Source organism: Paenibacillus sp. FSL E2-0177 (assembly GCF_037992975.1).
GTDB classification, from domain to species: Bacteria; Bacillota; Bacilli; order Paenibacillales; family Paenibacillaceae; genus Paenibacillus_AQ; species Paenibacillus_AQ odorifer.
The window spans coordinates 2,033,200-2,046,381 of sequence record NZ_CP150307.1 but is presented as its reverse complement, the minus strand read 5'-3'; the positions used below and the strand labels follow the sequence as shown (position 1 = coordinate 2,046,381).

General features: G+C 43.7%; 4 protein-coding genes. 3 read left to right on the top strand and 1 reads right to left on the bottom strand.

Annotation, left to right across the window (positions count from 1 at the left end; all coding sequences use genetic code 11):
• Positions 1–151: 151 nt before the first annotated feature.
• Positions 152–7,888: a pullulanase gene (locus MHI25_RS08900; protein WP_340395264.1), complete on the bottom strand. Its 7,737-nt coding sequence runs from the start codon at positions 7,886–7,888 to the stop codon at positions 152–154.
• Positions 7,889–8,576: 688 nt separating this feature from the next.
• Between MHI25_RS08900 and MHI25_RS08895 the strand changes: the two genes are divergently transcribed.
• The 3 genes from MHI25_RS08895 (at position 8,577) to MHI25_RS08885 (ending at position 13,140) form a co-directional block, all read left to right on the top strand.
• The gene (locus MHI25_RS08895; RefSeq protein ID WP_076195090.1) at positions 8,577–9,623 is read left to right on the top strand and encodes a LacI family DNA-binding transcriptional regulator; all 1,047 of its coding nucleotides are present in this window, start codon (positions 8,577–8,579) and stop codon (positions 9,621–9,623) included.
• Positions 9,624–9,845: 222 nt separating this feature from the next.
• The gene (gene pgmB, locus MHI25_RS08890; RefSeq protein WP_076195088.1) at positions 9,846–10,502 is read left to right on the top strand and encodes a beta-phosphoglucomutase; all 657 of its coding nucleotides are present in this window, start codon (positions 9,846–9,848) and stop codon (positions 10,500–10,502) included.
• Positions 10,503–10,821: 319 nt separating this feature from the next.
• Positions 10,822–13,140 carry a glycoside hydrolase family 65 protein gene (locus MHI25_RS08885; RefSeq protein ID WP_076195086.1) on the top strand — a complete coding sequence of 773 codons (2,319 nt, stop codon included), beginning with the start codon at positions 10,822–10,824 and terminating at the stop codon, positions 13,138–13,140.
• The last annotated feature ends 42 nt before the right edge of the window (positions 13,141–13,182 follow it).

Sequence of the window (13,182 nt, the reverse complement as noted above, 5' to 3'; positions counted from 1 at the left end):
CTTCCCACTGCCCAGCCATACAGCATAACAAAACAGGGTATCTCGCAAGCGATAATCGCTTCGGGATACCCTGTTTTCTTTTGGAGCATACTAAAATGCTAACCGCTGCTCAAACTAAGGGGTGCCAGAATTCAGCACACCTTAGTTTAGCCTACTTGCTCAGCAGCGTATAAATAACCTGTGCGCTTTCTGCGCGGGTCATCCATGCTTTTGGAGCGAATCGATTGTTCTCTCGGCCTTGCAGGAGTCCTAAGTCTGCTGCAGTCTTCACATAGGCTTCCGCCCACTTGCTAATACTTGAAGCGTCAGTAAATGCCGTAGAGGCTGCTAAAGGTTCAAGCTTCTTACCAGACTTCACTTCAAGTGCGCGGATCGCCATAACAGCCATTTCCTCACGGGTAATTGATGCATTCGGCGCAAAAATATTATTACTCCGTCCACTAACAATACCCAGCTTAGTAGCTGTGGCTACATATGAGGCATACCATGCATCTGACCTGATGTCAGTAAACAGGACCTGCCCTTCCGCTTTTAAGCCAAGTGCACGTACTAGTAGTGCTGTAAATTCCGCACGGCTAACATTACTTTTCGGATCAAACTCAGAGGTAGTGACCCCTGACACAATTTGTTTGGCGGCAAGTGATTGAATCGCCTTAAATGCCCAATAGGTTGCAGGAACATCTTTGAACAACTTATCGATTTCAAGCACAGCATACTTACTGAAATGTGTGACTTGTGCCGTGATCACCTCTCCATTCAGCTGTCCTCCCACGTACTCTAACCCGCCATCATCACTTAAATAATAGATTCCGATTAAGTCCTTGTTGAATTGCCCTTTAATCTTGAATGAGATCGTAATCGGCTCATCGAACTGCTTAATTACAATCCGAGTACCGTCTTTCATCAGCACGCTAAGTCTGAATTCAAATACATCGGAAAGAGAGCTAATATGAGCACTGTCTTTGTTTAAACCGTCTACTATGGCTTTCGCAGCAGACTGCGCCAGTGGGTTCAGTTCAAGCAAGATTTGGGCACCTACCCCATCAATACTTGAAGCTAAACTTGGCATTGTACTTAAAAGCTGGCTAGGGATAGTAACTAACAGATCTCCCATTTTAAACACAAGATCATTAGTTCCTAGTATTTGTGCAGCTTGTAAAGGTAAGCGTACCGCTGTCTTACCGGCAACAACATCAATTTGCACCTTGCCGTCTTTACCATTCTTCAAGCTATCCTCATTCACAACCTGAGTATCCGCTGGCGGTGTAGGGCTAGGGTTAACAACAACTCCAGAGGTTGGTGCCGCTGTGGCTTCTGGCGTTGGTGTCACCTCAGGCGACGGTGTTACTTCTGGTGTCGGCGTTGGCGTTGGTGTCGGTGTCGACGTTGGTGTTGGTGTTGGTGTCGGTGTCGACGTTGGTGTCGGTGTCGACGTTGGCGTTGGTGTTGGTGTCGGTGTCGGCGTTGGTGTCGGCGTTGGCGTTGGTGTCGGCGTTGGTGTCGGTACAACATCCGATATCTCCGCCAAAATAACCGTGCCTCCATCATCTCTGCCTGGCAGATCAATATTTACCTTTTGATCTTCGGAAACCATGTATGTTTTACCGCTGTATTCATCGGTTACCGATGAATTGGCAGCAAACGGTACTGGAATCATTACAGAACTCTCAATAGTTTTAGTATTGATTACCGTCACTACGTTCTCATCTTCATAAGATTTGTTGAAAGCTAAATAACCTGAATCATCTGAACCTGCGAGCTTCGTGCGCACACCTTTGGAATACACTTTGGAGTACTTCGCACGGATATTCAACAGCTTTTGATAATGGTCATGTAGTGGCTTCTCTGCCGTCAATTGATCCCAAGGCATATCCTTACGGTTCTCACTGAATTGACCTTCAGACATATTTCCAGCATTGCTTCCGGAATTCCCCAGTTCTTCTCCGTAGTATATTACCGGCTGTCCTTTGGCGGTAATTTGCAGAGCTGCAGCAATCTTCAGCTTGCCTTTATCGCCTCCCACGTAATCAGACAAGAAACCATTCTCATCGTGACTGCTCAGGAATTGAGCCATCATCTTCGTATTGTCGATCTTTAATTCACGTTCCTGCAGATAAGCATCCACACTGTTTACCTTACCATTTGCAAAATCTCTGGCTGCATCTTTAAATCCAAAATCAAGCAGACCATCCATCTGGCTAGTTTCGAGCATTCCACCATTGTTATCAATGGTTCCACCGAAGTATTCGCCGGTCATTTTGAAGTTTGGATCAATCGCTGTCAGTGCATTTTTAAAGGCTTTCCAAGTCGTATCGTCCACGTGCTTGACTGTATCCACACGGAAATAATCAATCGTGTCTCCACGTTCCGTACGTGCGTTGTCTAACCAGCCTGTTTGCCAAGCGATAATTTTTTCACGAACGGCTGGATCTTCCGTCTTGAAATCTGGCAGGAAAGCAAGCTCACCCTTAATTGGATCTGTATCTGCGGATACACCATCCGTGCGCAGCATCCCTTCGAAACGTGCTTTATCCTCAGCTGTAATTGTCGGATAGGTATCCTCAGCTTTCAGACCGTAACCCGTATGATTGAGTACAACGTCAACCATGATCTTGATCCCTTTGTCATGCGCCTTTTCGATTAGCTCCTTGAAGGTTGCCATATCGCCAAGATGCTCGTCGAGCTTGGTAAAATCTTTTGCCCAATACCCATGGTATCCATATTGTTCGCTGCCAAAGTCAACGCCTTTGTTAAAATCAATATTATCTACGATTGGCGTGATCCATAACGTGTTAATTCCTAGCTCTTGCAAATAATCGAGATTGTCGATCATCCCTCGGAAATCTCCACCATGATAAGCTTCCAGATGATCTTTATTTACATTCTCATTATTCGTTGGGTCACCGTCTTTAAACCGGTCTGTAAGCGCGAAATAAATCCGGGCCTCATCCCAATCAAAATCCAGCTTATCCCCTGTATAGGTTCTTGCTTTTACCTCAAGTGTAGCCTTTTCCTTATGTGCATTGCCGTATTGGTCTACGAGCGTAATCGGAATATCCTTGATGCCCGCTGACACCGTGTCTTTCACAGCAACCGTTTGTTTCAAGAGTTCCGTATCCAGCTTAACTTTGCTAGGTCCTCCAAGATTGGTTAAATCCATATATGCTTCAGAGTAAGTTACTTCTTCCGAAGAGGAAGCGTTGATGCTTACAACAGCATTCTGATTGGATGTGACTGCCTCTGGACTTACGGATGCCGTAATCGTAACGACAGGTTGATGATAATCAATAACAGATTCATCATTCACCGTATTCTTTGGATCTGTAATTTCGGTAGTGACGCCATCTTTAGTAATCAAGAAAGTATATTTATACATACCTTCTTTTAAATCAGCCAGTGTATAAGTGAACCACTCGTTAGCCGGATCATAGATCATTGGATACGAAGTGCCGTTCACTTTTACTTTAGCAGCTGTTATTGCGTCCATATTTCCATTACGGAACAAAGCGTCGTCGCGGTATCTGAAAGTAATCGTTCCATCTTTTAAAATAGGGCCGCTAATACTTGGTTTGATATCAAGCTCTTTAACCATACTGGTTACATACACTTTAGTGAACGGTTCACCAGGGGTCAACGGTATGACACGATCGTCCGGGTAGTCTTGTTTTCCCGTGTTCCAATCCGTACCTTTGCGCAGGACAAATCCAACGCTTGTTGCATTCTCCGCAACCTCAATCAGAACGCTCGCTGTGCCATTCTTAAAGGTTGTGAAATCAATCTGGTCATTTTTAGCTCCAGTGTTCCAAACCCAGATATTCCAATCCTTATAGTCCTTATCGCTACGGGTATAAGTGAATTGAACATATCGTTTGTCAGTAACTTTAACGGTGACGGTTGTGGAAACACCCTCATAAGAGATAGTAAGGGTTGCCGTTCCTAGCCCAACCGCTTTGACTAGACCTTTATCAGTTACTGTAGCCACTTCAGGTTTATTGGAAAGGTAAGTAGCCTTCTTAGTAACATTACTTCTGCTATTGTCATCATATTTCGCAAAAACAGCGGTTTGATGCGTATTTCCTGCTGCCAGCGTGTAGCTTGCACTATCTGTTTCCAAAGAGGTAAGCGTAACTGGTGCAGCTTCCTTTTGAATAATCACAGCCGTCAAAGGCTCTAATGTAATTGAATTTGCTGTCAAAATAAAACCTGTCTGCTGCGCAGCCGGTATCGCTGTAACACCAGCTTCATCGTTGTCCACAAGCACTTGACCACCCGTCAAATCCTCAGATAAGGTCAGTTTTCTAGTTGTGCTGTCACCATTCATGAAGACATAATAGATGCCAGTACCATCTGTTGCTTTGTTGGAATAACCGATGACAAGATCGTTATCCTTCATTTCTGGAGCAGGGATCAGGTTAATGTTAGAGTCAACCAAATCCTTATCGCCCAATCGGAAGGCATCCGTTGATTTTCTTAGCTCCATCAGACCCGACGTATATTTTCTTGTCGTGTTCTGTACTGGGAATTTAGATTCATCCGTTGCTTTGGTCCAATCAAACATGTTAACTGCATCCGATGAATCGTAAGAATCATGAATGAAATAGCCAAACGATTGGTTGTTATTGTCGAACATCTCTGTGAATTTATCCTCAGGATCCGTTGTGCCCTTCCACTGCTTAGTCCGCCCATATTCCTGACCGGCATGGATGAAGGCTGTACCTTGAGAAGTTAATACGAGCATATTTCCTAATCTGATCCGCTGCTGAATTTCCAGCTCATTCTCAGCAATATCCGGATCCTTCTTGATCGATTGTGCTATGACATCATGAAGTGTCAGATTATCATGAGCTTCGATATATGGGACGATATCACCCGGATCATCTGCTGGTGTATTCGAAGGTTGAGCTTTGATATTGTCCAGGATTGTAGCGATCGGACGTGCTCCACCGGTAATAAATCTAGGCTGACCTTCAGAACCATAACCAGACTTCAATTCATTACGGAATTCATCGGAGAAAACACCGACACTATCCGTTTTGTCCATCCAATCCTGATCTGCACCTTGCCCAGCGAGAGAAGGATCAGCCGCAGCGCCGCCGAATGTTCTCCAGCCTTCACCAATAAAGAGTGCCTTCGGATTCACTGCTGCCGCGGCATCATAAGCATGCTGAACAGCATCAGCTGTCGCATCGCCCATCATATCCCAGCGCATTCCATCAATCTTATACTCTTCAAACCAGTATTTTACCGAATCAACCATAAGCTTCTCAGCCATTTTATGGTTGGTGGCTAAATTGTTGCCGAACCCCCCGATAAAGTTGCCGTTTGCATCTTGGAAGGCATAATAATTAGGTACGATGTCGTTTAAAAATTCTTTTTTAGCCATGTGAGTATACACTACGTCCAGAACGACACCCATTCCAGCTTCATGCACGGCATCAATCAAACCTTTTAATTCTTTAATCCGCTCTTCTGGATCGGCAGGATTCTGTGAATAAGCCCCGTCCGGAGAGAAATAGCTGTGAGGATCATACCCCCAGTTGTATTCATTGTTTTTTGCGGAATACTCTGGCTCTCTAGTCCCCATCTTCGTCTCATCCCCGTAATACCAAGCCATCACAGGAAGCAACTGAACATGCGTTACACCAAGAGATTTAATATAATCAAGTTTCTTTTCAAAAGCGCTATAAGAACCCCATCTTTCCCCACTCAGACTATCCTCGATCGATACATCTGACGTAAAATCTCTCACGTGGACTTCGTAGATGATGGCGTCCTCACGTTTTTCGTAGCCTTTTATATCAGCATACCCAAAGGTATCAGGGTTCGTCTGGCTTAAATCAACGATAGCCGCTTTGCCCACTGTATCCCCGCCGGCACCAGCAGCACCTGTGGTATCAACAGTGAATACCGCCATTGATTTAGCATAAGGATCAAGGACCTTATGGGTTACACCGTCATTCGTTACTTCGTATTGATAAAAGAAGCCCCTTACATCTGTTGCCGCTGTGCCTGTCAAATCAGCTGGCTTCAGCTGGACTGACCAAACCCCTTGCTCGCCGAGTGTTAAAGCAACACTACCCACTTGCACGTTAGAGTCATTCTTATCGTAAAGATTTACAACGACTCCGCTTGCTTTAGGTGCCCATAATTTCAATGTGGCTGTTTTGTCAGCATTATACGTAGCTCCAAGATCGTCTCCTGTATAATTGTACATTTCATCAAGCATTCTCCAGCCACTTGCGGCGGAGACTGTTTTACCTGAATAAGTAACGCTAAGCGGAACTTTTTCCAAATCAAAAGCTTCTGTATCCACTTCGATTGAAGTTTTGCTTGTAAGGGTTACCGCAGTAATCGGGACTGCAGCACCCTCTTTATCCTTAACTGTAATTGCTGTCTTTAAGGCAGCTGGATCCAAACCGTCAGTCAGTGTGAAGCCGAGAAGGATTTTGCTCGTCGACAACACCTCTGCGGATACTAAGCCAATTGGTGTCTCTCCAAGCGGAGAAACATAAACATTGTTGTCTCCTTCTTTAACCCATAGCTGATTGTATCGATCCAGCAGGCTAAAGGTTTTATTGTCACCGTCCTTATCACCGTTCGAAGGTTTCATCACAATAAAGCCGATTTTCTTCGCGTTCTCAATAAGTGGAACATCAACATATGCACCATAACGATCTGTTTGATCTGCCACAAAAGGAGTAGCTCCAGACGGCCAATTTTCGGATTGGGCTACGACGTCATCCCACAGCCACAGTCCGTATTGATCATGATTTGTATCAGCTCTCATATAGTGAATTCGCACTGTATTAGGAGCAAGTGCAACTGGTTCATACGGTGTTACATCATTTGAGCCTTGCTTGATCCAAATTTCATTCGTCTCAGGCGTGTTAATGGCAAAGAGTTTATCGCCTTCATCCTTAGCCTGAGTGACTCGGTTTACCACAAGGAACGAAATTTTCTTGGCTCCATCCTTCACTGGCACGTCAACATAAGCACCATAAGAATCAATTTGCCCTTCAGGAAATGGAGTTGCCCCTGTTGGCCAATTTGCGGAAGGGGATTGAACATCATCCCATGTCCATAATCCCTGATTTTCATAGTCACCAGCTGTCCGAGTGTAGTGAATACGGATGTGTCCAGCCGGAACAGGGGTAACCTCAACAGGTTCAGAAGGAATTTTATATTCTGCTGTCACACTGCCATCCAGTGGATTAAATTTAAAGGTAACCGGCAGATCTGAAGGAAGACTCAGATTATTAGCAGTTTCGGGATACAATTGATCCCCGGCTTCACCGTCTCCTGGAACAGAAACTTGGTAGGTGTAATCTCCCTTAGGAAGGGTAGCCACCGTACTGTAAACATCATCAAAATCAGGATCAGATAATGTAGTAAGTGCTTCTGCCGGCAGGTTTCCTGTCAATCTTGGTAGTTTAGCGGAAGCAATCGGTGTGTAATACGTGGAATCAGCTATTTTATGAGTCAAGTCATTATAATAAAAGGTTACGGCAGTCTCTGTTTCCAGCTTGATATGGATATTCTCCCCATCATTGGTCCCCTGAGGATTGGTGTAACTTGTGAATCCATAATTCTCATCCCATAAATCATTTAGAGTAACCTTGTAGTTATATTCTCCTGCCGGCAATGTGCCTGTAAAAGAATATAGGCCATTATCTGAATAGGTCATTTGGGTAACTACTGATGTCTCATCCCAATCCTTACCCGGCGCTTCCGCACCTGTCGATGTAAATTTAGACTGCAGATCCCCAACCAATACAACCTTCGTCGTTGCTGCTTTAACATTAACAGGATGTAGTCCAAGACCAGAGAACACGAGAGCAATGATCATAAAGATCGCAAATGCCCTCTTCCCCCATAAAGTTATTTTCATTTTTGCAAAACCTCCCATAATTATGAATTCCCTTTTTGCAAGCGGATACATGATTTCACAAACCCCTCCAATTTATGAGATTATAAATCATGCGTATTCCTTCTGAAGGTGAAGAAGGTCTATATGTAGGGCTCGTCAAGCCAATTCAACGCTGTCACCATCCTTCTATCAAAGTAAAAGCTTGATACATCATGTCAAAATTAGTGCAATCGTTTGCAAAAAGCTATGCACAAACACTAGTCCATAAAACCCGATCGTTAGTGCAACTGATTACAACCTAAAAACACCCAATGAAAACGCTTGCTGTATTTTGATTTACATACTAATGCCGAATTTACGGTATTGTCAACCAGTATTTTCTAAAATAAAAGCTCAATTTAAAGCCGCAATAAAAACGAAACTTGTTCTTCCCTTCCTTTCAGCTAAGTTCTTGCATCCTTTAAGCCATACGTTTGCATTCAGCGAATGCTCTTTTCGCAAAATTCAGACCGCATTTATACATATTAAGATCAAAATTCCCGAATCATTCATACTTTTTTGGTGAAAAGCAACAATATTACATTGAAATTTCTTGTGTTCCTTCCAAAAGTAGCAATTTCCTCCTTTTGAATGACTTTATCTATTTACAATTTAGAACTCTTAGATTAATATTACTGTGTAAAGCAAACGGTTCCATAAGGAGGTTTCAATGACAGTTACCATTAAGGATGTGGCCAAGAAAGCGGGAGTATCTCCCTCCACGGTATCCCGGGTATTGTCCAACCATCCCAGAATCAGCCTGGAAACTTCCCGCAAAGTTAAAGCTATTATGGAGGATATGGGCTATACCCCTAACATGATGGCTAAGAGCTTGGTGTCGAAAACTACTAACAGCATCTGCTTCAGTCTTCCTAAACCTGCTGAAGAGCTGTTCTCTAATCTATTTTTTATGGAATTAATTCGCGGGATCGTTACACAAGCCAGCCGTTCCGGTTATGATGTGCTGATAAGCTCCGGAGCGAACGAGAAAGAAGAACTGGAAGCCGTTTCACGACTTCTGAAGGGTCGCCGTGTTGACGGCGTTATTCTGCTTTACTCTCGTACGGATGATGCCGTTATTGATTTTCTAGAGAGCAACGATTATCCATTCGTGCTTGTTGGCCGGAGTGATAAATATGAGAATATTTTATCAGTCGATAATGATAATGTGATGGCAGCATACGATGCTACGAACCACCTCATTTCCATGGGGCATAAACGTATTGGCTTCGTAAGTGGACCACCTAATCTAATCGTTTCTCGTGACCGTCTCGCCGGATATCGTAAAGCATTGCAGAATAGCGGTTTAGAAATGCGGGATGAATGGATTGTAGAGGGTGAATTTCTACAGGATAGCGGCTACAGAGCGATGTCCTTTTTCATGAATTTGCCGAATCGACCCACTGCGCTGGTAGCGGTGGATGACATGGTATCGTTCGGAATTTTGCGTGGGTTGAACGAACTGAAATACAAGGTTCCAGACGATCTCGCCATTGTAAGCTTTAACAATATTCCATTATCTGAATTATCTAGTCCTCCGATCAGCAGTATTGATATAGGAATTTATCATCTTGGCTACACCGCATCACAAGTACTTATCCAAAATATCAAGAGTCCGGATAACGGTTCAGGTCATACCAACCGATTTGTCATTCCCCATCGTCTGATCGTGAGAGAGTCATCCATGCACTCTCAGGCAAAGCATAAAACCGAATGAATAAGTGAAGCGTTTAATCGCTTCATTTATTTTTTGAAAATCTGTACAAACGTTTGCGCTAAATCATACAATACTTAATGATCCAGTTCTTTATGGGTGATTTCTAGGATCTTAGGTTAGGATAAACTTACACATCTTAATCAAAGTTTAAACGGTTTAATAAGATTCTAATACGGCATCCGCTGGATCACGACGCTGTCAAAACTTTTAGGAGGTACTACAATGTCGGAAATTAAAGCCTGCTTGTTCGACTTGGACGGAGTAATCGTCGATACAGCCAAATACCATTATATCGCTTGGAAAGAGCTTGCAGATGGACTGGGGTTTCTTTTCACAGAACAAGATAACGAACGCCTTAAGGGAGTCAGCAGAACGGCTTCACTAAATATTTTGCTGGAAATCGGTGGACTAACGATTGCTGAAGAAGAGAAAGCTAAGCTTGCGGAACAGAAAAATAATCGTTATGTCGAATATATTGCGAAAATGGACAGTTCTGAGATTCTGCCAGGTGCGCTTGATTTCCTAAAAGAGTGCCGCGCGAATGGCATCAAAGTCGCTCTCGGTTCTGCCAGTAAAAATGCAATGACGATCTTGAATAATACCGGATTAACCCCTTACTTTGATGCAATCATCGATGGAACTCACACTAGTGCTGCTAAACCAGATCCGGAAGTGTTCCTGTTAGGAGCCAAAGCACTGGATGCCGCACCTGAACATTGTGTAGTCTTCGAAGATGCAGAAGCGGGAATTGAGGCCGCTACCCGGGCCGGTATGTTCAGTGTTGGCATTGGTTCGCCGGAAACCCTCAGTGCAGCGAATATTGTGGTTCCATCGCTCGCTCATATGAGTGTGTCCGTGCTCAAAGAATCTTTTGCATAAATATAGTGAACATAATGAACTCAAATAGTACTGATTTGAGTTGTTATGGACATTCCTACCAGAGATTAAATGAACTAATAATTAATCGTTAACTTTCTGGTGATGAAGTGACGGAGAGGAATTTTGGAACTGTAGAAGCATAGCGTTCGCCTTTATAATCAGATTTCATCCGCAAAATGTGGTTTAAATATAGAAATCTGATTATAACAGCGATCGAAAGTCCAAAGATTCATCGCAGTCACTTTTATATCACCGGAAGTTTAACAAAAGATTTGTTCATTTTATATATCCCCCTAACATATTTAAAGGAGCGGTTATCGTGAAACAATATTTAACAATTGATGAATGGTCCATTATTGAGGAATCCTTTGATCCACAGACGCAAGAAATTTCTGAAAGCGTATTTAGTCTTGGTAACGGATTTATGGGTGGCCGGGCCAATTTCGAAGAGCAATATAGCGGCAACAGCCTGCAAGGCAGCTACATGGCGGGCGTCTACTACCCTGACAAAACACGTGTTGGCTGGTGGAAAAACGGCTATCCTGAATATTTTGCCAAAGTACTTAACAGCACGAACTGGATCGGTATTAACATTGATATCGAGGGTATCCCCCTTGATCTGGCAAAGTGCACCGTTTCCGAATTCCGCCGTGTACTTAATATGAAAGAAGGAACGCTCTCCCGTAGCTTCACTGCCACTCTCGAAGATGGTAAGGAAGTTAAAGTAGAAAGTATCCGGTTCGTAAGCATGACTCGTCAAGAAATCGGCGCGATTCGCTATTCCATCATTCCTGTCAATTTCTCAGGCAAGATTACGATTACTCCTTATCTTGATGGTGATGTGAAGAACAAGGATTCCAACTATGACGAGAAATTCTGGAATGAAGTTGAGAAACAAGCGGGACCTGATCATGGACATCTCACTCTTAAGACTAAGAAACTCGACTTCCATGTCACCTCTGCTATGGCTTTTGATATCCTTGTCAATGGTGAGAAGGTAACTGCCGAAGCAGAAGCGATCGAACAAGAGAAATATGTAGCCAGCAAACTGGACGTAACCGCACAAGCGGGCAATCAAATCGTCATTTATAAATATGTAGCCAATGTTACTTCTAGGAATCACGGTCTGGGACAATTGGTCGACGCCGCCCAAACTGCTCTGCAAGCTGCTAAGGAAGCCGGATTTGTAACTCTTTTGACCGAACAAATTGAAGCTTGGAGAGAAAAATGGAAAGAAAGCGACATCATCATTGAAGGTGACGTTTCGGCTCAGCAAGCGATTCGCTTTAATATTTTCCAACTCAATCAAACCTATAATGGTGAAGATGACCGCCTGAACATTGGCCCGAAAGGCTTTACCGGTGAAAAATACGGCGGCAGCACTTACTGGGATACAGAGGCGTATTGCGTTCCCTTCTATCTCAGTACGGCGGACTCCTCCATTGCCCGCAATTTGTTGATCTACCGTTACAAGCACTTAGAGAAAGCTAAAGAAAATGCCCGTAAGCTTGGATTCAAAAAAGGTGCGCTATACCCAATGGTTACTATGAACGGTGAAGAGTGCCACAACGAGTGGGAAATTACATTTGAAGAAATTCACCGGAATGGTGCCATTGCCTACGCTATTTACAACTATGTGAACTACACCGGAGACAAAGCTTATCTGGGACAATATGGCCTTGAGGTTCTCGTGGAAATCTCCCGCTTCTGGGAAGAACGTGTTCACTATGCATCACGCAAAGACAAATACGTAATGCTCGGCGTAACGGGCCCGAATGAATATGAGAATAACGTTAATAATAACTGGTATACGAACCGTATGGCTTCGTGGACTATGGAATATACCATGGAAGCACTGGCATACTTGCAAGAAAATGAGCCTACTCGTTATGCTGAGCTAGTTGACAAACTAGGGCTGCAAGAGAGCGAAACTACAAAATGGAAAGACATCATTGCTAAGATGTATTATCCTGCGGATGAAGAGCTGGGTATCTTCTTACAACAAGATGGCTTCCTGGACAAAGAGATCATTCAAGTCAAAGATCTGGAACGTGAGCATCTGCCACTTAACCAAAAATGGTCATGGGACCGTATCCTGCGTTCTTGCTTCATTAAACAAGCAGACGTTCTGCAGGGATTATATTTCCTGGGTGACCGTTACGATCTCGATACCAAAAAACGTAACTTCGACTTTTATGAACCGATCACTGTTCATGAGTCCTCCCTTTCCCCTTGTATCCACTCCATTCTAGCCAGTGAGCTGGGATATAAGGATAAGGCCTATGAAATGTACTTGCGTACTTCAAGACTGGATCTTGATAACTATAACAATGATACAGAAGACGGCTTGCACAGCACTAGCATGGCTGGTACTTGGATGTCAATCGTACATGGTTTCGGCGGACTCCGCGTGCATGACGGCAGACTGACACTGAGCCCATCTAACCCAGGTCACTGGACCGCTTACTCTTTTAAAATCATGTTCCGCGGCTCCCGTCTGAAAGTAAGCGTTACGGATGCACAAGTTACTGTTACGAATGAAACTGATATCCCTGCTTCTATTACTATCTACGACAAAGAATATACCGTAAACGGACTAAGCAGCATCACTGCTGATAGCAATTCCGTCACAGTATAAAACTTACACCCAAGAGACCCTTGAAGCTTAATGCTTTTGGGG

Excerpts from the sequence above, each read along its gene's own strand:
- MHI25_RS08900 (WP_340395264.1), bottom strand. The coding sequence starts at position 7,888 with ATGAAAATAACTTTATGGGGGAAGAGGGCATTTGCGATCTTTATGATC.
- MHI25_RS08895 (WP_076195090.1), top strand. The coding sequence starts at position 8,577 with ATGACAGTTACCATTAAGGATGTGGCCAAGAAAGCGGGAGTATCTCCC.
- pgmB (WP_076195088.1), top strand. The coding sequence starts at position 9,846 with ATGTCGGAAATTAAAGCCTGCTTGTTCGACTTGGACGGAGTAATCGTC.